23 protein-coding genes are annotated in these 18,674 nt (G+C 66.1%); 19 read left to right on the top strand and 4 right to left on the bottom strand.

Translation table 11 applies throughout. The features are described from left to right. Positions 1-324: 324 nt before the first annotated feature. From rpmH to JW030_RS13415, 9 genes are read left to right on the top strand one after another with little or no spacing between them, the layout of a single operon-like run. Positions 325-462: a 50S ribosomal protein L34 gene (gene rpmH / locus JW030_RS13455; RefSeq protein ID WP_188045084.1), complete on the top strand. Its 138-nt coding sequence runs from the start codon at positions 325-327 to the stop codon at positions 460-462. A 28-nt stretch (positions 463-490) separates the two neighbouring features. Beyond that, entirely contained in the window at positions 491-838 is a 348-nt protein-coding gene (gene rnpA, locus JW030_RS13450) for a ribonuclease P protein component (protein WP_188045085.1), read from the top strand. Between the two features lie 5 nt (positions 839-843). Next, positions 844-1,179 (top strand): membrane protein insertion efficiency factor YidD, encoded by a 336-nt coding sequence (yidD, locus tag JW030_RS13445; protein WP_188045249.1) that lies wholly within the window; start codon positions 844-846, stop codon positions 1,177-1,179. 7 nt (positions 1,180-1,186) lie between these two features. After that, positions 1,187-2,137 carry a membrane protein insertase YidC gene (gene yidC, locus JW030_RS13440; RefSeq protein ID WP_188045086.1) on the top strand — a complete coding sequence of 317 codons (951 nt, stop codon included), beginning with the start codon at positions 1,187-1,189 and terminating at the stop codon, positions 2,135-2,137. After that, on the top strand, positions 2,134-2,649 hold the full coding sequence (locus JW030_RS13435; RefSeq protein ID WP_188045087.1) for a R3H domain-containing nucleic acid-binding protein: 516 nt from the start codon (positions 2,134-2,136) through the stop codon (positions 2,647-2,649). Before yidC ends, JW030_RS13435 begins: the two co-directional genes overlap by 4 nt. Before the next feature lie 14 nt (positions 2,650-2,663). Then, a complete protein-coding gene (gene rsmG, locus JW030_RS13430) occupies positions 2,664-3,359 on the top strand; it encodes a 16S rRNA (guanine(527)-N(7))-methyltransferase RsmG (RefSeq protein WP_188045088.1) in 696 nt (231 codons plus the stop codon). 52 nt (positions 3,360-3,411) lie between these two features. Next, positions 3,412-4,329 carry a ParA family protein gene (locus JW030_RS13425; RefSeq protein WP_188045089.1) on the top strand — a complete coding sequence of 306 codons (918 nt, stop codon included), beginning with the start codon at positions 3,412-3,414 and terminating at the stop codon, positions 4,327-4,329. A 2-nt stretch (positions 4,330-4,331) separates the two neighbouring features. Then, positions 4,332-5,321 (top strand): ParB/RepB/Spo0J family partition protein, encoded by a 990-nt coding sequence (locus tag JW030_RS13420; protein WP_188045090.1) that lies wholly within the window; start codon positions 4,332-4,334, stop codon positions 5,319-5,321. Positions 5,322-5,361: 40 nt separating this feature from the next. Beyond that, positions 5,362-5,811 carry an SRPBCC family protein gene (locus JW030_RS13415; protein ID WP_188045091.1) on the top strand — a complete coding sequence of 150 codons (450 nt, stop codon included), beginning with the start codon at positions 5,362-5,364 and terminating at the stop codon, positions 5,809-5,811. A gap of 58 nt (positions 5,812-5,869) precedes the next feature. On the opposite strand, the gene trxA is transcribed toward JW030_RS13415, so the two are convergent. The 3 genes from trxA to JW030_RS13400 form a co-directional block, all read right to left on the bottom strand. Continuing rightward, complete coding sequence (trxA, locus tag JW030_RS13410; RefSeq protein WP_188045092.1) at positions 5,870-6,193, bottom strand: thioredoxin; 324 nt, start codon at positions 6,191-6,193, stop codon at positions 5,870-5,872. A gap of 27 nt (positions 6,194-6,220) precedes the next feature. Then, positions 6,221-7,171 carry a thioredoxin-disulfide reductase gene (trxB, locus tag JW030_RS13405; protein WP_188045093.1) on the bottom strand — a complete coding sequence of 317 codons (951 nt, stop codon included), beginning with the start codon at positions 7,169-7,171 and terminating at the stop codon, positions 6,221-6,223. Between the two features lie 86 nt (positions 7,172-7,257). Continuing rightward, positions 7,258-9,453 (bottom strand): DUF6049 family protein, encoded by a 2,196-nt coding sequence (locus tag JW030_RS13400; RefSeq protein WP_188045094.1) that lies wholly within the window; start codon positions 9,451-9,453, stop codon positions 7,258-7,260. A gap of 86 nt (positions 9,454-9,539) precedes the next feature. Here JW030_RS13400 and JW030_RS13395 point away from each other — a divergent pair, with 86 nt between their 5' ends. From JW030_RS13395 to JW030_RS13350, 10 genes are all read left to right on the top strand, one after another. Then, positions 9,540-10,982, top strand: coding sequence for a CCA tRNA nucleotidyltransferase (locus JW030_RS13395; protein ID WP_188045095.1), 1,443 nt, complete (start codon positions 9,540-9,542; stop codon positions 10,980-10,982). After that, a complete protein-coding gene (locus JW030_RS13390) occupies positions 10,979-11,767 on the top strand; it encodes a PIG-L deacetylase family protein (RefSeq protein ID WP_188045096.1) in 789 nt (262 codons plus the stop codon). The genes JW030_RS13395 and JW030_RS13390 overlap by 4 nt, the downstream gene beginning before the upstream one ends. Further along, a complete protein-coding gene (locus tag JW030_RS13385) occupies positions 11,767-12,636 on the top strand; it encodes a hypothetical protein (protein WP_188045097.1) in 870 nt (289 codons plus the stop codon). Before JW030_RS13390 ends, JW030_RS13385 begins: the two co-directional genes overlap by 1 nt. A 137-nt stretch (positions 12,637-12,773) precedes the next feature. Next, the gene (gene rpsF / locus JW030_RS13380) at positions 12,774-13,139 is read left to right on the top strand and encodes a 30S ribosomal protein S6 (protein WP_188045098.1); all 366 of its coding nucleotides are present in this window, start codon (positions 12,774-12,776) and stop codon (positions 13,137-13,139) included. A 3-nt stretch (positions 13,140-13,142) separates the two neighbouring features. Next, a complete protein-coding gene (locus tag JW030_RS13375) occupies positions 13,143-13,661 on the top strand; it encodes a single-stranded DNA-binding protein (protein ID WP_188045099.1) in 519 nt (172 codons plus the stop codon). 45 nt (positions 13,662-13,706) lie between these two features. Continuing rightward, the gene (gene rpsR / locus JW030_RS13370) at positions 13,707-13,967 is read left to right on the top strand and encodes a 30S ribosomal protein S18 (RefSeq protein ID WP_188045100.1); all 261 of its coding nucleotides are present in this window, start codon (positions 13,707-13,709) and stop codon (positions 13,965-13,967) included. 11 nt (positions 13,968-13,978) lie between these two features. Then, positions 13,979-14,428: a 50S ribosomal protein L9 gene (gene rplI / locus JW030_RS13365; protein WP_188045101.1), complete on the top strand. Its 450-nt coding sequence runs from the start codon at positions 13,979-13,981 to the stop codon at positions 14,426-14,428. A gap of 411 nt (positions 14,429-14,839) precedes the next feature. Next, the gene (gene dnaB / locus JW030_RS13360; RefSeq protein ID WP_188045102.1) at positions 14,840-16,216 is read left to right on the top strand and encodes a replicative DNA helicase; all 1,377 of its coding nucleotides are present in this window, start codon (positions 14,840-14,842) and stop codon (positions 16,214-16,216) included. 132 nt (positions 16,217-16,348) lie between these two features. Beyond that, the gene (locus JW030_RS13355) at positions 16,349-16,915 is read left to right on the top strand and encodes a hypothetical protein (protein ID WP_188045103.1); all 567 of its coding nucleotides are present in this window, start codon (positions 16,349-16,351) and stop codon (positions 16,913-16,915) included. After that, positions 16,912-17,217, top strand: a complete 306-nt coding sequence (locus JW030_RS13350; protein ID WP_188045104.1) for an ABC transporter ATP-binding protein — start codon at positions 16,912-16,914, stop codon at positions 17,215-17,217. The genes JW030_RS13355 and JW030_RS13350 overlap by 4 nt, the downstream gene beginning before the upstream one ends. Positions 17,218-17,292: 75 nt before the next feature. On the opposite strand, the gene purB is transcribed toward JW030_RS13350, so the two are convergent. Then, positions 17,293-18,672: an adenylosuccinate lyase gene (purB, locus tag JW030_RS13345; RefSeq protein ID WP_188045105.1), complete on the bottom strand. Its 1,380-nt coding sequence runs from the start codon at positions 18,670-18,672 to the stop codon at positions 17,293-17,295. Between the last annotated feature and the right edge of the window lie 2 nt (positions 18,673-18,674).

Below are 18,674 nucleotides of genomic sequence, written 5' to 3'. Positions count from 1 at the left end.
GACTATCGAAGCTCATCCCCAAGGTTATCCACAAGCAAACCTACGGAAACCTGGGCGACACAGAAAATTATCCACCACCTGGGGATAACTTGGAGTCCACGCTAACCACGCCGTACGCACCAGGCAAGTCGTGAAATTGCGACTCGCCGATTTGCCTACGAGAGAAATGCCGCACGCGGATGGTATTTGCGCGCTGACGCGCCTCACATTGACGGGGCCGGCATTTCGGCGTAGTGTTAACGCTTTGTATGGGCCTCTCGTGCCCGTTCCGATTTCCTGGTCATCTGCGGCTGGGTGTTTTAATTCCACGCAACGGAGAGTTTCATGAGCAAGCGCACGTTCCAGCCCAACAACCGCCGCCGCGCCAAGGTGCACGGCTTCCGCCTTCGCATGCGCACCCGTGCGGGTCGCGCGATCCTCGGCGCACGTCGCGCCAAGGGCCGCACGAAGCTCTCCGCGTAACTGACGCTTCACTCGAACCCGAACGATCGTGCCGTCGAGGCAACATCGAGTCACGCGGGGTGACGAGTACCGAAGCATCGTCCGTAAGGGCCGCCGCGTGGGAGGTGCATATTGCATCACCCACGCGGTTTTGCGTTCCCCGGAGGATCCTGCACGTTTCGGATACATCGTTACGAAGGCGGTGGGCAACGCGGTCACGCGAAATCTTCTGCGCCGCCGCCTGAAGGGCATCACTGAGGCCCTGCTGCACGATGGACTCACCGGGGTGGACGTAGTATTTCGCGTACTCCCTGCCTCTTCAGATGCGCCATACGCGAGAATGGCAGACGAAGTCGGTCGGGCCGTACGCCGCGTGGTTGCAGAGAGGAATCAGTGACGCATATGAATGTCGCCACGTTTCTTTGGCTGCTCCCCCGCAACGCGGCGATCACCATCATGAAGGTCTATCGACGCCTGATCTCTCCGCTCTACGGTGAGGTCTGTCGGTATTACCCCTCGTGCTCGCGTTACTCGCTTGAGGCGTACCAGCAGCACGGGTTTGTTCGCGGCGTCTGGCTGACCATCCGCCGACTGCTTCGCTGCAATCCCTTTTCCGCGGGCGGGATCGACGACGTTCCCACACCGCTGAACCCACACTTCCGTACGAATACTCACGGTTTTGTCTGTGCACATGGGGCAACCGTCCCAGAGCCTGCTGCCGTTACCCGAAAGGTGTAGTCCACAGATGGATTTCTTCGAGACCATACTCTGGCCGCTGCGCTGGCTCGTCGAGAGCGTGCTCGTTCTCTGGCACCAGCTCTTCACGTGGCTCGGCATGGATCCTGCAAGTGGGCTCACCTGGGTCTTGGCGATCCTGGGCGTCGTCGTCGTGGTGCGCTCAGCACTGATCCCACTGACGGTGCGGCAGATCAAGTCGCAGCGTCGCATGATGGACATGGCGCCGCAGCTGAAGAAGGTCCAGGACAAGTACAAGGGCAAGAAGGATCAGTTCTCGCGTGAGGCTATGAGCCGCGAGACCATGGCGCTGTACAAGAAGCACGGGACGAACCCGTTCGCTTCGTGCCTGCCGATCCTGCTGCAGATGCCGGTCTTCTTCTCGCTCTTCTACGTCTTGCAACACGCCTCGCGAAACGAGCCCGGCATCGGCTTGATGAACGAGAACCTGACGGCGAGCTTCAACGCCGCCTCCGTCTTTGGCGCCCCGCTCAAGATGACATTCACGCAGGGCTGGGAGGCCGGGCAGGCCCCGGTCGTCATCATGCTCGGCATCATTGTCATCCTGATGATCGCGTCGCAGTTCTTCACGCAGCTGCAGATCGTCTCGAAGAACGTCTCGGACGAGACCAAGCAGTCGCCGATGTACCGCCAGCAGAAGATCATGCTGTACATCATTCCCTTCATGTTCCTCTTCTCCGGCGTCGCATTCCCGCTCGCGCTCAACATCTACTGGTTCTCTTCCAACATCTGGACGATGGCTCAGCAGTTCATCGTGATCCGGAACATGCCGACCCCGGGCAGTGACGCATACCGCGCCCGCCAGGAGCGTCTGCGGGCCAAGGGCAAGCTCACGGATGATGCGACCCCCGAGGAAGTTGCGGAAGCCGCTCGCCAGGTGGGCCAGCGTCAGCAGCCCGTGAGCGCGAAGCGCGCGAAGAAGGGCGGGAAGAAGGCATGACCGCGATCCCGGAGACCCCGGCCGGCGAGCCGAGCCTGAGCGAACTCGAGGCCGAGGGCGATCTTGCCGCCGATTACCTTGAGGCGTTGCTCGATATCACCGATCTCGATGGAGACCTCGACATTGACGTCCGCAATGGGCGCGCGTACCTGTCGATCTCGGGCAGCGACGATCTTGATCGCCTCGCGACTCCCGATACCGTGCAGGCGCTGCAGGAGCTGAGTCGCCTTTCGGTGCAGGCCCGTACGGGACGCTTCTCCCGCCTCATCCTCGACGTCGCTGGATCGCGTGAGGCACGCACCTCTGAACTCCAGCGTCTGGTCGACCACGCGATCGCGGCCATTGCCGCCGGCCGCGCCGAGATCGAGCTTGAGCCGATGTCATCCTACGAACGCAAGCTCGTGCACGACTACGTCGCTGAGCGCGCCCACCACTCGGAGTCGCGCGGGGAAGGCCGGGACCGCCGTCTCGTCATCCGCCCGATCGCGGCCAGCGACTCGGTCGCCGAGTAGTTTCACGTGAAACGATGACTCACGATGACGCACCCCGAGTGACGCCCGAAGTGCACGCTGCCGTTCCGGTCGAAGTAGAGCCAGCTGCGGCCGCTGCGCTGGCGGGTGACCGGCTTCCGGTCCTGCGGCAGTTCGCCGAGGACCTCGGTCGCCGCGGCGAAGAGCTCGGCCTCATTGGTCCGCTCGAGCCCCCGCGCCTCTGGACGCGGCACCTACTGAACTCGGCACTGCTCGCCCCGCTCATTCGATCGGGAGCGCGCGTCGCCGACATCGGCACGGGCGGCGGCATGCCGGGGCTGGTTCTCGCCATCGTGCGGCCCGATGCGGAGTTCGTGCTCATCGAGCCAATGGAACGCAGGATCGCGTGGCTGGACGAGCAGATCGACCGCTTGGGCCTCGAGAACGTCCGCACGCAGCGTGGCCGAGCCGAAGAATTCCACGGCGGCGCGGTGGAGGTCGATCAGGTTACGGCCCGAGCGGTCACCGCGCTTCGCACGCTCGTCCCCCTCACGGCTCCCCTGCTGCGCGACGGCGGCGAGTTCCTGCTGCTGAAGGGCGCGAGTGTCGAGGCGGAGATCGAGTCGGCGCGGAAGGCGATCGCCAAGTACAAGCTCCGCGACGCGCGCTTCGAGATTCTCGGCGAGGGACTTCTTGCTGAAAGTACGCGCGTCTTTCGGGCTACAGTAGAGCGAGGCTCACGCGGCGCGTGAGCCCTGTCGTTTTCAGCTGACAAACGGCCGCCGCGCGGCGCACGAGGAACTAATGACAGAAGTCGAGAGCACACCGCTGGGGAATCACCTTGCGGACAAAGTTCGGCGTCGCCGTAAGTTGGAGGCCACGAACTCGCCGTTGCCCGCGCGTACTCGCGTCATTACGGTCTCGAACCAGAAGGGCGGCGTGGGGAAAACCACCACGACCGTCAACCTTGCCGCGGCGCTGTCGCGCCGGGGGGCGAACGTGCTCGTGATCGATCTCGACCCTCAGGGGAACGCCTCGACCGCGCTCGGCGTCGAGCACCGGCCCGAGGTGACAAGCGTGTACGACGTGCTTCTCGGCGACGCCACCATCGCGGACGCCATCCAGCAGGCGAGCGACAACGATCACCTGTTCTGCGTGCCCTCGACGATTCACCTTGCCGGTGCTGAGATCGAACTCGTCTCGCTCGTCGCCCGGGAGCAGCGCCTGCGTACCGCGGTACAGAGCTTCCTCGAGGACCCCGAGCACAATTTCCACTACGTCTTCATTGACTGCCCGCCGTCGCTCGGCCTGCTCACGGTCAACGCGTTCGTCGCTGCCGATGAGGTACTCATTCCGATCCAGTGCGAGTACTACGCGCTCGAGGGGCTGAGCCAGCTGCTCGGCAACATTGCGCTGATCGAGAAGCACCTGAATCCGACCCTTCGGGTCTCCACGATCCTGCTTACCATGTACGACTCACGAACGAATCTCGCCCAGGAAGTCGCCGAGGAAGTGCGCACGCACTTCCCGGCCGAGACCCTGGCTGTGGCGATCCCTCGTTCAGTGAGAATCTCGGAGGCACCGAGCTACGGGCAGACCGTGCTCGCCTACGACCCCTCGTCGACCGGCGCGCTCGCTTATCTCGAGGCGGCGGCCGAAATGGCCGAGCGGAGCAACACTTCCCCCGGTCGCGGGATCGACGAGCAGATTGAAGGAGCGTAACGATGGCCACCAAGAAGCGAAGCGGACTCGGTCGAGGCATTGGCGCGCTGATTCCGCAGTCCCCCAGCGAGGGTGAGCGACCGGTAGACGTGTTCTTCCCGTCAAATTCGGTGGCCGCCAAGGCTGAGCCGAGCGCCGAGATCGAAGTGCCCGACGACGAGCACACGCTCCGCGAGGTGCCCGGCGCGACGCTCATGCACCTCTCGCCGCTGGACATCGTCCCCAACCGGGTGCAGCCTCGCACCGAGTTTGACGAGGAAGCGCTCAGCGAGCTCACGCACAGCGTGCGCGAGTTCGGCGTGCTCCAGCCCATCGTGGTCAGGGCCATCGAGCCGGCGCCCGCGAAGGGCGAGCCCCGCTTCGAACTCATCATGGGTGAGCGCCGCCTCCGAGCCAGCAAGCGAGCCGGCCTCACCGAGATCCCCGCGATCGTGCGCAGCACGGCCGACGAGGACATGCTGCGCGACGCGCTGCTCGAGAACCTGCACCGCGCTCAGCTGAACCCCCTGGAAGAGGCATCGGCCTATCAGCAGCTGCTCGCTGACTTTGGGATCACGCAGGAACAGCTGGCGCAGCGCATTGGACGATCGCGCCCGCAGATCACGAACACGATCCGGCTATTGCAGCTCCCCGAGACCATTCAGTCGCGTGTCGCTGCCGGGGTGCTCTCGGCGGGGCACGCGCGCGCGATCCTCGCCCTGACGGGCGACGACATCGCGATGACCCATCTCGCTGACAAGATCGTCAACGAGGGCCTGTCTGTCCGCGCCGCTGAGGCGGTGGCGAGTGACACCCGCCCGAAGCGTCCCAAGCCTCGCCCGGGCGGCCGCCTCGGTCAGCTTGCCGAGATCGGTGAGCGCCTCGGGGACCGCCTAGACACTCGGGTGAAGGTGAACTTGACGGCCAAGAAGGGCCAGGTCGTGATCGAGTTCGCGACGATTCAAGACCTCAACCGGATCCTGCACGAGCTCGGCGATCCCGGATTTAGTTAGGCCTCTCGCGGCACCCGTACGGGTGTGCTTGACTGGCGACATGAGCGAAGAATTCAGAGTCGTTTCTGCGGAACGCGAGGTGTTCGCTGACGCGGAGACCGTGTTCGAACTGATTGCCGACCCCGCCCAGCAGCCCCGGTGGGACGGCAACAACAACTTGTCATCGGCCGCCCCCGGCCAGCGAGTTCGAGGCGCCCACGACGTGTTTGTGATGACGAACGTCGGCGATCGCGTGCGCGAGAACCGGGTGGCCGAGTTCGCCGAGGGCCGGCTTATCGCCTGGCTGCCGGCGCCCGTGGGCGAGGCGGCCCCGGGCCACCTCTGGCGCTGGGAGATCGAGCCGCTCCCCGAGAACCGAGTGCTCGTTCGGCACACCTACGACTGGACGCAGCTGCACGATCCGGGCCGCATGGAGCGCGCGCGCGCGACGACGGCCGAGAACCTTCGCGCGTCGATCGATCGGCTGGCAGCCCTCGCCGAGAGCGCGTAAGCGAGAAAGGAGGGGCCGGTCCACTTGGACCGGCCCCTCCTTTGCGAGTTGCTGTTGGTTAGAGAACGCCCGCGAGCTGCTTCTCGATCATCAACTTGGGCTGGGCCCCGATGATTTCGAGGACCTCAGCGCCGTCCTTGAACACCTTCATCGCGGGGATGGAGGTGATGCGGTACTGGGCGGCGAGGTTCGGGTTCTCGTCAACATTGAGCTTGACGACGCGTAGCTTGCCCTCCTGCTCGATCGAGATCTGATCGAGGATCGGCGCGACGGCGCGGCACGGGCCGCACCAGACTGCCCAGAAGTCGACCAGCACGGGGATGTCGCTCTGCAGGACGACCTGGTCGAAGGTGCCCTCGTCGACGGTGATTGCGTTGGACATGCGAACTCCTTATGGGTGGGTCGGAAACTATGCGGTGGCGCCGGCGGGAACCGACTCGGCGAGCGCCGCGAGGAAGTGCTCGGCGTCGAGGGCCGCGACCGTGCCGGACGCGGCAGCCGTGATTGCCTGCCGGTAGCTGGGATCGATGACGTCGCCGGCGGCAAAGACGCCGGGAACCGAGGTGCGAGAACTACGCCCGTCAACCGCGATCGTGCCGTCGGCCGTGAGGTCGAGGACGCCGTGAATGAGCGCGGTGCGCGGGTCATTGCCGATCGCGATGAAGAGTCCCTCGAGCGCGAGCTCGCTCACCTCGCCCGTGACGGTGTCGCGCAGCGTGACGCCAGTGACCGAGTCGTCCCCGGAGATACCCTCGACGCCGGCGTTCCAGATGAACTCGATCTTCTCGTTGTCGAATGCCCGCTGCTGCATGATCTTCGACGCCTTGAGCTCGTCTCGGCGGTGAATCACATAGACCTTCTTGGCGAAGCGAGTGAGGAACGTCGCCTCTTCCATCGCCGAGTCGCCGCCGCCCACGACCGCGATCGTCTTGTCGCGGAAGAAGAACCCGTCGCAGGTGGCGCACCACGAGACACCGTGCCCCGAGAGGCGGTCTTCGTCAGTGATGCCGAGCTTGCGGTAGGCCGAGCCGGTCGCAAAGATCACTGAGGCGGCCTCGTGCACAGTGCCGTCCGAAGTGGTGACCTTCTTCACGTCACCCGAGAGATCGAGTGAGGCGACGTCGTCGTATGCGACCTTCGTGCCGAAGCGCTCGGCCTGCGCCTGCATCTTCTCCATGAGCTCAGGCCCCTGGATCCCCTCGGGGAAGCCGGGGAAGTTCTCGACATCGGTCGTGTTCATCAGCTCACCGCCAGGCTCTACCGAGCTCGCGAACAGCAGCGGCTCGAGACCGGCGCGCGCCGCGTAGATTGCCGCAGTGAACCCTGCCGGGCCGGAACCGATGATGATGATCTGGTGCATGCGTTCTCCTCGTGAAGCGTCGCGCGCCTGCGCGAGTTCGAAGACCCGCGTCAGGCGACTGGGGGCTCCGTTGGGTGTAACTCATCCTACGGCTCGACTATTCCCGGATCCTCAGCCGACGTACGGGAGCGACGCCGGATACTGCGCCAGATGCCAAATCCGAAGAAAGCGGCGGTGAGGACGGCGAGCGAACCCAGGGCCACGGTCTCCCAGCTGCTGCGGATGGAGATCGCGAGCAGGCCGCTCGTGACGACCTCACCGCCGCTGGCGGCCGTCAGTTCGACCTCGAGACCGGACTCGCCGGACGAGACTCTGGTGCGCACCGGCACCAGGATGTTGGTGCTGCTCTCGCTCGGAATGAGCGCGGGCTTCAGGTCCTCGCCAGTCACGACAAGTGCGGCGTTGGTGGGGACGACCTCGGCGACGAGGAGGGCGTCGAAGGGCAGGGTATTGCGCACCTGGATCGGCACGCGCGACGTGGTCCCGACCAGCTGCGTGTGGGTCGAGGTCACGACGCGCACACCGTTCAGTGTCTCGGCGTCGCGTTCGGCGGCACGCTGCGCCGCGGACGCGAAGTTGGCGTCGGGTGTCGTGTAGCGGGCGCTGAACAGCTGGAGTAGGCGAACGCGCTGCAGGTCGATGAGGTACTCGGGCGCCACGAGCACCCGCGAATAGTCGAGCACCTGTGGTTCACGGGCGACAGCCTCGCCGAGGGCGGCGATTCGTTCAGGGGACGCTGCTTCGGCGGCGGGCGTGAGCGTGACGGCGCCCTCAGGGAGCTCCCCCGGCGCGACCGGTTCGACCCACGGCAGCGCCGACAGCGTATTGACCAGCTCGACCGCGTAGGGCGACTCCGGGGTCGCGGCGCGATCGAGGGCGACGACGGTGCCCGGGTCGCCCGCCTGGGCACGCAGTACCAGGAGCGCGCTCGTGCGAGCGACGCCCGAGCGGTGACCGGTCTCGTTCTCGGCGGTCAGCGCCGTGCGCGCAGCCGCGTCGAGCGATGCGTCCGAGACGAGGTACTCGACCCCGTTCAGCGTCCCGCGCGCCGCGCCGCCCGCGACCGAGACGTTCTCGCCCGAAGCGATCACCCGGGAGTAGCCGTTGCGCCCGAGGAGGTCGAGCACCTTGGGGGTAAGACTGTCCGACGCCGGCCACGCGGTGCCGGGCAAGGTGGTCGCAACAGTGGTCAGCTCGGCGAGGCTGGGCACGCCAATCGGCTCAGGGTCCGACGCCGGTTCGTCGGGGGGGCCGTCAGTCGGACTCGGCTCGGCGGGAGTTTCGGCAGGATCCTGCCCCGCGAACGTCCCAAAGCGGGTCGCAAAGGAGAGGCCTTCAGGAGCGAGCATGCGCGAGAACCCGAGCGCAGCCTGGGCGGAGGGATCAGCGTCGGCAAATTGCAGGGCAAAGGACGAAGCGCTCGTCAGACCCAGGCGCTCAACAAAGCTCTGTGCGGCGGCGGAGGCCGATTCGCCGTAGACGCGCACACCAGCCACCACACGTGGGTCGATGGCAAGCGTCGCGCCGCGCTGCTCCGCGGTGTTCAGGAGCTCGTCGAGCTGCGACCCGGGACCCATGAGTTCGTCCAACTGACCGCGTCGCGGCAGGCTCGGGATGCTCTCGGGAAGGAGCATCGGCACGATGGTCGTCAATTGCACCCGGGTGAGCCCGCCCGCGCCGCGCCAGACGATAGGGGCGGTGGTGGAGAGCTCCGGTGTGTCGCTGTCGGCATCGGGCACGATCCGGGCAGAGACGCGGTACACGCCAGCGTCGGAGGCCGTGGTCAGCGGCCACTCTGCGCGCGGGACCGCGAGGCTGACGAGGCGCCCCTCCCCCGCGGGCACGGTCGGGGTCTCCGCCTCGAGCAGCGTGAGCGCAGTCTCGATGGGGAACTCCGCGTCGAGCCCAGCCTCGCCGGTGATTCGAATCGGGTCGAGGGCGAGCTCGACCCGAGACGCGGCGAGCTCGGTGTCGCCCGGATTCTCGAGCCACAGCTCAAACTCGGCCGACTCGTCGTTGCTGAGGAGCGCGGGGCGGACAGGGGCGAGCGTGAGGACCGGGGACGGCTGGGTCTTCGCGACCTCCGCGGCGCGGGTCTCTGTGTGCTGCGCCGACTGCCCGACGGCGCCCGCGGGCGGGGTCGCATTGCCGAGCGCGAACGTGCCGAATGCGACGGTGCCCAGGGCCAGCGCCACGGCGAGCACCCCGGCGCCGACGCGAGATCGGGCGCGCCTGGCGGCTGGTGCACCGGAGGGGGTGCCGAGAGGGCCGCGTTCGAGCATCCCCCCAGTGTACGAGTGGTGTCCGCGCGGGGGCTGTCGGCCACGGGTACGATCGCGCATTCCCGCTTCGCGACTACGCTTGAGGGATGCACTCCCTCGCCGAATCCCTCGACGCACTGCGCGAAATCGCCGAGTCCCGACCGGTCAAGGCACTCGCCGAAGCCTTCGCCGCGGCAGGACACGAGTTCGCGCTGGTGGGTGGCCCCGTCCGCGATGCCCTCCTGGGACGCCGTGTGTCCGATCTCGATTTCACGACTTCGGCCCGGCCAGACGAGACCCGAGCCATTCTCGAGACCGTCGCCGCGAAGACGTGGGACGTCGGCCGCGCATTTGGCACGATCGCGGCCAGGGTGCACGGTGAGACCGTCGAGGTCACCACGTACCGCGCTGAGCTCTACCGCGACGACTCGCGCAAGCCTGAGGTCACCTTCGGCGACACCATCGAGGGTGACCTCGTGCGGCGCGACTTTACGATCAACGCCCTCGCGCTGATGCTGCCCTCACTCAAGCTGGTCGACGTCTCGGGTGGCGTTGACGATCTCCTTGCGGGCAGGATCAAGACCCCGGGCTCCGCGGAATCCTCGTTCACGGATGACCCGCTGCGCATGCTGCGCGCCGCGCGCTTCTCTGCGCAGCTCGGCTTTGTGGTCGAGGACGACGTGCGGGACGCGATGGTGGAGTTCGCGCCGCGGCTCGAGATCGTCTCGGCCGAGCGGATCCGGGACGAGCTCCTGAAACTGCTCGCGACCGATCGCCCGGCAGCAGGGATCCGGCTGCTGGTAGACACCGGCCTTGCCGATCGCTTCCTGCCCGAACTCAGCGAGTTGCGGGCGACCCAGGACGACCACGGCCGACACAAGGACGTCTACGAGCACAGCCTGACCGTGCTCGAACAGGCGATTGGGCTTGAGATCGCGCGGCGCACCGACCCCGACGCCGGCCCGGATCTCGTCTTGCGTCTCGCCGCGCTTCTGCACGACATCGGGAAGCCGTCGACGCGAAAGTTCGAGCGGGGTGGAGTCACCTTCCACCACCACGATCTCGTCGGCGCCAAGCTCGCGCGGAAGCGGCTGCGCGCGCTGCGCCTGGACAATGAGACGATCGCCTCGGTCGCGCGCCTCATTGAGCTGCACCTCCGGTTCTTTGGCTACAGCGACCAGCAGTGGACCGACTCGGCGGTGCGACGCTACGTTCGTGACGCGGGTGCCGAGCTCGATCGGCTGCACATCATCACGCGGGCGGACGTCACCACCCGGAACCGTCGCAAGGCCGAACGCCTGGAGTTCGCGTACGACGACATCGAAGCGCGCATCGTGACGCTCGCCGAGGAGGAGGAGCTCGCGGCGGTGCGTCCCGAGCTCGACGGCGAGCAGATCATGGCTCTGCTCGGGATCGGCCCGGGGCGTGATGTCGGTGAGGCCTACCGCTATCTCCTCGAAGTGCGTCTCGATGAGGGGCCGATTGGCGAGGAAGCCGCAGCCGACCGGCTGCGGGACTGGTGGAATGCGCGTCGAGCGGAGCAGGGATGAATGAGGCAATGAACATCGCTGAGTGGTTTGGCGGCGCGGAGCGGATCCTGTTCGTCCATGCGCACCCCGACGATGAGTCACTCGCCACGGGCGGGACGATCGCGGCGCTTTCCGCAGCGGGTCGGGACCCCGGCGTCGTCACGCTGACGCGTGGCGAACAGGGCGAGCTCTCCCCCGGCACCGAGCTCGACGAGCCGCTCGCAGACCATCGCGCGGGCGAACTCGCGGCGGCGCTCGCGGCGTTGGGCGTGCGTTCGCGCGCGTTCTTGGGCGAGCTGCCCGCCCGCAGCGCGCAGCTGCCCCCGCGTCGGTACCTCGACTCAGGCATGTCTTGGGGGCCCGACGGACGGGCGACTGCCGCGGCCGACATCGACGAGGCTGCGCTCACCCGGGCCTCCGCGAGCGAGGCGCTCGCCGACCTCGTTGCGGTCGCCGACGCGTGGGACATCGACGCCGTCGTGAGCTACGACGCAATGGGCGGCTACGGCCACCCCGACCACGTGTTTGCGCATCGCGCCGGCCGCGCGGTGGCCTTCGGCCTCGACGTCCCCTTCTGGGAGATCGTGGTCGACCCGCTTCGCCCCGCGGGCGAGATCGGCTCAAGCCCCGTGCACACCTACGACGTTTCGCCGTGGCTGGACCAGAAGGTCGCGGCACTCGGCGCTCACCAGACCCAGCTGAGCCTCGAGGGTGAGGTGATCACGCACGTCGGCGGCCAGAAAGATCTGGTTGCTCCGCTCGAGTACTTCCGTAGACTCGAGGCACCCGACGGACGGAGATCCTGATGACGCAGCTGCCACCGGACCCGCACTTCCCGGCTGCTCCGGGGCAGCCGGTTCCCCCGCTTCCGCCCGTCCAACAGGTTCCTCCCGCGCCGCAGTACGCCGCCCCGCCGCCGCACTCCCCCGGCCAACCCCCGCAGTACGCCGGCGCCCCCGTCCCTCCCGGCCAGCCACCCCGTCGCGGTCTGCCCGCCTGGGCGTGGGTGGTGATCGGCGTGTTTGCGGCACTCTTCATCGGGCTCATTGTCGCGATGGCCGTATTGATCCCCCGGATCGTGAACGAGTTCACCGACGCGGTGAATCCGGGGCCGCTGCCCACTGAAGGGGCGCCCGCACCGACGGACGACTTCGACGATGACGACGTTCTGGGCGGCACCGTGTTCTCGCTCGATCAGCAGGTCCCACTTGCCGCCGGCCCGTTCTGGGGCATCGGCTACGACGCTGACTGGCAGATCGAGATTTGGGACACCGAGGGTGTGAACCAACTCTCTCATGCCGAGAGCGGCTGCAAGATGTACACCTTCCAGGGCACCGGAGTGCCAGACGCCGCCACGGCCGCTACCGATCGTGAGGCGACCGAGCTCAGCATTCCCGTCGCGCTCGGGCTCGGATTGCCATGGGACTCGGCAGTAGACCCCGAGGTTGGGCCTGACGGCAGCTGGAATGCCCGCTTCGACTTCGGACCGGATCAGGTGGAGCTGACCCAGCTCAGAGCGCAGTACACGACGACGAGCGGCGAGGCGCGAGAGCGCGTCATCCTGCTTCGCGCGTTTCTGCCGGTCAACAACGTTCTCCTCGCGCAGGTAGATTGCCCAGCCGGAGAATCCGAGCTGATGGATCAGCTGGAAGACTTCTCAGTCACGCAGTACTAGTCTGCCGGGGCCGCGCGAAACGCCCGGCATTGGTGATAGGCTAACGAGGTTGTCTGTGCCCATATGGCGCGGACACGATGCAAATACCCTCCTGTCACAGAGATCCTGTGACCTTTGAGTCCGAAGGAGGTGGGTAAGTGACGCATCAGTATGAACTCATGGTGATCCTCGATCCGGCAGTTGATGAGCGCACCGTGGCCCCCAGCATGGATAAGTTCCTTGGGGTTATCACTAACGCAGGTGGATCGATCGACAAGGTCGACATCTGGGGCAAGCGCCGTCTTGCGTACGAGATCAACAAGAAGTCCGAAGGCATTTACGTCGTCGTCGACTTCACCGCAACTTCCGCCGCGAGCGACGAGCTGGATCGCCAGCTGGGTCTCTCCGAGGCAGTGCTCCGCACCAAGGTGCTCCGCGCAGACGAAGGCATCGCCCAGCGCGCTGCCCAGGCTGAGCGTGACGCTGCAAAGGCCGCTCGCGCGGCTGCGAAGCAGAGCGCGTAGTCCATGGCCGGCGAGACCGTGATCACCGTGGTCGGCAACCTTACTGCCGACCCCGAGCTGAAGTTCACGAATAGCGGCGTGGCTTTGGCCTCGTTCACCATCGCAAGTACCCCCCGCACGTTCGACAAGCAGTCGAACGAGTGGAAGGACGGCGAGGCGCTCTTCCTGCGCTGCAGCGTGTGGCGCGAGTTCGCCGAGCACGTGGCGAGCTCGTTGACGAAGGGGTCCCGCGTTATTGCAAAGGGAAACCTCCGCCAGCGCTCCTACGAAACCCGCGAGGGCGAACGGCGTACGTCGTTCGAACTGGACGTCGATGAAATCGGCCCCAGCCTCCGGTACGCCACCGCTCAGGTAACGCGCGCGCAGTCGCGTGGCTCCGTGGGTGGCTTCAATGGTGGCGGCGGTGGTGCGGCGCAGGCCGCTCCGGCGCAGCAGCAGCAGCCCTGGGGGCAGTCGACGACATCGAGCGATAGCTGGGCAAACCCCGGCGCGAGCTTCGATGACACTGAGGCTCCCTTCTAACGATTTTTTGCCCGCACTGGGCACAGCTACACGAAAAGAGACAACATGGCTGGCAAGTCAAGCGGCGCAGCCCGCAAGCCGGGCCGCGGAAAGAACGCGAAGGTCACCGCACCCGCGAAGTCCATCACCGTTGGCGTCATCGATTACAAGGATGTCGCAACGCTCCGTAAGTTCATTTCCGAGCGCGGGAAGATCCGTGCACGCCGTATTACTGGCGTGTCGGTTCAGGAACAGCGCCTCATCGCGAAGGCAGTCAAGAACGCCCGCGAGATGGCACTGCTGCCCTACGCTGGCTCGGGCCGGTAGGGAGTAACGACATGGCAAAGGTAATTCTCACGAACGAGGTCCAGGGCCTCGGATCCGCAGGCGACGTGGTTGAGGTCAAGAACGGCTACGCCCGTAACTACCTCGTACCGCAGGGCTTCGGCATGCACTGGACTCGCGGTGGCGAGGCTCAGGTCGCACAGATCCGCGCTGCACGCGAGGCTCGCGCGCACGCATCGGTCGAAGACGCTCAGGCGCTCAAGTCGAAGCTCGAGGCTGGCAAGGTCCGCCTCGTTGCGAAGACCGGCACCGGCGGACGCCTCTTCGGTTCGATCAAGCCGGCAGCTGTTGCCGACGCGATCGAGGCCGCTGGCGTTGGCCAGATCGACAAGCGCAAGGTCACGCTTCCCGTGATCAAGACGACCGGCGAGTACGTCGCGACGATTCACCTCCACGAGGGTGTCGACGCGACCGTTACGCTGCAGGTTATCGCGCAGCGCTAGTCCGCGCAGTACGCCAGAGGGGGCGGTGGGTTCTTCGGAACTGACCGCCCCCTTCGGCTTTTTCCCGGCAAAGTTCATCCTTGACAAAGCTGCTGACATTCCAGACTTGTCCACAGACGCCGCAGGCCTCCAAGCTTCAAGCCGGAGTCTAAACTCGGCCAATTCCACACCTGGGGAAACTGTAAATCCCAGTTCAAAAGCACTTTATGTAATATATGCTCTGAGTTATCCCCAGGTTTGTGCCCATGCTGTGGATAACACACCATGGTTTTCCTCGATTTGTACACAGAGTTATCCACAGGGTGATTTGCCCCGAACGAACCGCACGCCTAACGTGAATGTCGGTGGTCTCCGCTGTCCTGGCCGGAGCCGCTCGCACGGCGCCACACAGGACGCAAGAGAGGACACGGGATGTCGATCGCCCATCTCGGTATTCCCGAGCCAGAAGAAGCAGGCTATAGCCGCGGCCACGAGCGCACGCCGCCGCATGACCTGCTTGCCGAGCAGAGCGTGCTCGGTGGAATGCTGCTGTCGAAGGACGCCACCGCCGACGTGACCGGCCTGTTGCGCGGTGTGGACTTCTACGTGCCCAAGCACGAGGTCATCTACGAGGCGATCCTGTCGCTCTACTCGCAGGGCGAACCCACTGACGTCATCACCGTCACCGATCAGCTCACCAAGAACGGTGAACTCCAGCGCGCGGGCGGTGTCGAGTACCTCCACACCGTCGTCAGCATCGTGCCCACGGCCGCCAACGCCGGTTTCTACGCAGAGATCGTTGCCGAGAAGGCCCTCCTGCGGCGCCTCGTTGAGGCGGGCACCCGCATCGTACAGATGGGCTACGCCGGCGAGGGCGAAGCGGTCGACCTGGTGAACGTCGCGCAGTCCGAGATCTTCGGTGTCACCGGCGCGAACACGGCCGATGACTACGTCCCGCTTGTCGATGCGGTCGAGGCGGCGGTTACCGAGATTGAACGCGCGCAGGGGCAAGAGGGCGGCATGCTGGGCGTGCCGACCGGCTTCAAAGAGCTCGATCAGATGACGAACGGCTTCGGCCCGGGTCAGATGATCATCATCGCGGCCCGACCGGCGATGGGTAAGTCGACGCTCGCACTCGATATTGCCCGCTCCGCGGCCGTGGGCGCCGGCGCCACCGCCGTGTTCTTCTCGCTCGAGATGGGGCGCGCGGAGATCGCCATGCGCTTGCTCTCCGCCGAGGCGTCCATTCCACTGCAGCACATGCGTAAGGGCACGCTCGACCAGCGCGACTGGGCGAAGCTCGCTGCGACGACCGCGCGCGTGAACGATGCGCCGCTGTTCATCGACGACAGCCCGAACCTCACGCTCGTCGAGATCCGCGCGAAGTGTCGGCGACTCAAGCAGCGCCACGATCTCAAGATGGTCGTCATCGACTACCTGCAGCTGCTCTCGAGCGGCAAGAAGTCAGAGAGTCGCCAGCAGGAGGTCTCGGAGTTCTCGCGGGCACTCAAGCTGCTCTCGAAGGAGCTCGAGGTCCCCGTGGTCGCGCTGTCTCAGCTGAACCGTGCGTCAGAGCAGCGAGCCGACAAGATGCCCGCTATTAGCGACCTGCGTGAGTCGGGCTCGCTCGAGCAAGACGCCGACATGGTCATCCTGCTGCACCGGGAGAACTCCTACGAGAAGGACAACCCGCGTGCGGGCGAGGCCGACTTCATTCTGGCCAAGCAGCGAAATGGTCCGATCGGCACCGTCACCGTGAGCTTCCAGGGTCACTACTCCCGCTTCCAGGACATGCCGAGCGGGATGTAGGAACTCGGGTCGCCGCCGGCGTGCGGCGACCCCCAGGTCCGCCCAGCTCGGGGCGATACACTGAATCCAGACTGTGAAGGGGAACAAGTGAGCATGTCTTTCGCGCGAGACGGGAAATCCGGGGAATCCTCCGTGGCACCTCACCGTCGTGTCGACCTCTCGTTGCTCCTGCGCGCGGCGCTGCTCGCCGCGATCGGCTTCGCCGTTACCTTTACCGCGCCCCTGCACGAGGACGTCGCGTTCAATCGGTCCATCTTCGTGGTCCTGTGCGCGGCACTGGTCGCGCTTGCGGCAGCGCAGTTCTTCAGTGCGCGTCGCGCGGCTGAAGCGATAGACCGCTGGGTATTCGCGCTCGGCGCGATCGCCCTGCTTGCTGGCGTCGCCACGCTCGCCACTTCCGGGGCTGCGACCTTCGCCTTCATCGTGACGGTCTGGGCCGCTCTCGGCGCCGTGATTGAGCTCTGGCGCGGGCTACGCTCGGGCCACCGAGAATCGATCATGATGGGCGTCCTCTCCGGACTGCTCGCGATCGCGCTCACGCTCGCAGGGGGCGACCCGGTCGCGGTCATCGGCTTCCTCGGCGCCTACGGCATCCTCGCTGGCGTGTACCTGGCGATTGCCGCTTTTGACTTCTCCCCCGCGGCCGGCGCCACGCCGGTTCGCGCGAACCCCCTCGACACTGAAACCGCAGGATCATGAGCGCACCGTCCCCCAAGCCCGTCCCGAACACCCCGTCAACTCGCGACCGGCTCAAGCCGCTCGAGCTGCTCGGATTCTCCGGAATCCTCGCGATCTTCACCGCACTGATCGTGCTCATGGCGACGCGCGACTGGAAGCTCATGCTGATCTTCGGCGGCGCCGCCTTCATCATTTCGGTGATGATGATCGCCCTGATTGGCCTCGGCATGAAGCCGAACGCCCAGGACGTCGAGGCGCGCAAGGACCTCGGTACCGATGCAGGTGGCACGGATTCGGCCGGCACAGGCGTGAACGGCCACTAAGTAGTCAGACAAGAAACGGCCGGCAGGCCCCACGCTCGTGGAAACCTGCCGGCCGTTTCTTCTGTCAGTCGCTGCTTACAGCAGGTCGAGCAGCTCCGCCGCCGCCCCCGTGTAGGTCTCGGGGGTGAGCGCGAGCAGGCGCGCCTTTGCGGCATCGCCAATCTCGAGGCCCTGCACGAACTCGATGAGGTCGGCCTGGCCGATCCGGCGCCCGCGGGTCAGATCCTTGAGCGCCGCGTAGGGGTCAGTGATCGTAGAGCGTCCGGCGGTGACCTCGGCGCGAATCACGGTCTGGATCGCCTCGCCCAGCACCTCCCAGTTCGCGTTCAAGTCCGCGGCGAGCACCTCGGGTGCAGCGTCGATCTGGCCGAGCCCCCGCTTGATGTTGTCGAGCGCCAGCACCGAGTGGCCAAGGCCGACGCCAATGTTGCGCTGTGCCGACGAATCGGTGAGATCGCGCTGCAGGCGGCTCGTGACGAGGGTCTGCGCGAGGGACTCGAGGATCGCGTTCGAGAGTTCGAGGTTCGCCTCGGCGTTCTCGAAGCGGATCGGGTTGACCTTGTGCGGCATGGTCGACGAACCGGTCGCGCCCTCCACGGGGATCTGGCGGAAGTAGCCGATCGAGATGTAGGTCCACACGTCCGTCGCGAGGTTGTGCAGGATCCGGTTGGTGTGCGCGATCCGCGAGTACAACTCGGCCTGCCAGTCGTGCGACTCGATCTGCGTGGTGAGCGGGTTCCAGTCGAGCCCGAGGCCCTCGACGAACTCGCGCGAGATCGTGAGCCAGTCGGCGTCGGGGTCGGCCGCGAGGTGCGCGGCAAACGTGCCGGTGGCGCCCGAGAACTTGCCGAGCGTCTCGATCTCGCCGATCTGCGCCACCTGGCGATTCAGGCGGTGCACGAACACCGCGAGTTCCTTGCCGAGGGTGGTCGGGGTCGCGGGCTGGCCGTGCGTGCGGGCCATCATCGGCAGCTCGCGGTACTGCGCCGCCTGGCGCTCGAGTTCGTCGATGACGATCTGCAGCTTCGGCAGCCAGACCTCGGCGACCGCCTGCTTGATGGTGAGCGCGTACGAGAGGTTGTTGATGTCCTCGCTCGTGCAGCAGACGTGCGTGAGCTCGGCGATGCGCGAGAGGCCCTGGCGCTCGAGCTGCTCGCGGACGAGGTACTCGACGGCCTTCACGTCGTGCTGCGTGACAGCCTCGATCTCGGCGAGCTTCTCGATCTCAGCCTCGCCGAAGCCGGCGGCCCAAGCGCGCAGCTCGGAAAGCTCGGCGTCAGTGAGTGGGGTCGAGCCCAGGAGCGAGTGCGAGGTCAGGTACGCGAGCCACTCGACCTCGACGTGCACTCGAGCCCGATTGAGCCCGGCTTCTGAGAGGAAGTCGCCGAGTGGCAGCACCGCGCTGCGGTAGCGGCCATCGAGCGGGCTAAGGGGCTGCGGGGGCAAAACGGTCATTG

Source organism: Leucobacter sp. CX169 (genome assembly GCF_017161405.1).
GTDB lineage: Bacteria > Actinomycetota > Actinomycetes > Actinomycetales > Microbacteriaceae > Cx-87.
This window is presented reverse-complemented; position numbering and strand designations above follow the sequence as displayed.

Bases quoted from the DNA above. Each gene is read 5' to 3' on its own strand.
- rpsR (WP_188045100.1), top strand. From the start codon at position 13,707: ATGGCTGGCAAGTCAAGCGGCGCAGCCCGCAAGCCGGGCCGCGGAAAG.
- rplI (WP_188045101.1), top strand. From the start codon at position 13,979: ATGGCAAAGGTAATTCTCACGAACGAGGTCCAGGGCCTCGGATCCGCA.
- trxA (WP_188045092.1), bottom strand. From the start codon at position 6,193: ATGTCCAACGCAATCACCGTCGACGAGGGCACCTTCGACCAGGTCGTC.
- yidD (WP_188045249.1), top strand. From the start codon at position 844: ATGAATGTCGCCACGTTTCTTTGGCTGCTCCCCCGCAACGCGGCGATC.
- dnaB (WP_188045102.1), top strand. From the start codon at position 14,840: ATGTCGATCGCCCATCTCGGTATTCCCGAGCCAGAAGAAGCAGGCTAT.
- JW030_RS13395 (WP_188045095.1), top strand. From the start codon at position 9,540: ATGCACTCCCTCGCCGAATCCCTCGACGCACTGCGCGAAATCGCCGAG.
- JW030_RS13385 (WP_188045097.1), top strand. From the start codon at position 11,767: ATGACGCAGCTGCCACCGGACCCGCACTTCCCGGCTGCTCCGGGGCAG.
- JW030_RS13390 (WP_188045096.1), top strand. From the start codon at position 10,979: ATGAATGAGGCAATGAACATCGCTGAGTGGTTTGGCGGCGCGGAGCGG.
- purB (WP_188045105.1), bottom strand. From the start codon at position 18,672: ATGACCGTTTTGCCCCCGCAGCCCCTTAGCCCGCTCGATGGCCGCTAC.
- rpmH (WP_188045084.1), top strand. From the start codon at position 325: ATGAGCAAGCGCACGTTCCAGCCCAACAACCGCCGCCGCGCCAAGGTG.
- JW030_RS13435 (WP_188045087.1), top strand. From the start codon at position 2,134: ATGACCGCGATCCCGGAGACCCCGGCCGGCGAGCCGAGCCTGAGCGAA.
- yidC (WP_188045086.1), top strand. From the start codon at position 1,187: ATGGATTTCTTCGAGACCATACTCTGGCCGCTGCGCTGGCTCGTCGAG.
- rsmG (WP_188045088.1), top strand. From the start codon at position 2,664: ATGACTCACGATGACGCACCCCGAGTGACGCCCGAAGTGCACGCTGCC.
- JW030_RS13420 (WP_188045090.1), top strand. From the start codon at position 4,332: ATGGCCACCAAGAAGCGAAGCGGACTCGGTCGAGGCATTGGCGCGCTG.
- JW030_RS13350 (WP_188045104.1), top strand. From the start codon at position 16,912: ATGAGCGCACCGTCCCCCAAGCCCGTCCCGAACACCCCGTCAACTCGC.
- JW030_RS13425 (WP_188045089.1), top strand. From the start codon at position 3,412: ATGACAGAAGTCGAGAGCACACCGCTGGGGAATCACCTTGCGGACAAA.
- JW030_RS13415 (WP_188045091.1), top strand. From the start codon at position 5,362: ATGAGCGAAGAATTCAGAGTCGTTTCTGCGGAACGCGAGGTGTTCGCT.
- JW030_RS13375 (WP_188045099.1), top strand. From the start codon at position 13,143: ATGGCCGGCGAGACCGTGATCACCGTGGTCGGCAACCTTACTGCCGAC.
- JW030_RS13400 (WP_188045094.1), bottom strand. From the start codon at position 9,453: ATGCTCGAACGCGGCCCTCTCGGCACCCCCTCCGGTGCACCAGCCGCC.
- trxB (WP_188045093.1), bottom strand. From the start codon at position 7,171: ATGCACCAGATCATCATCATCGGTTCCGGCCCGGCAGGGTTCACTGCG.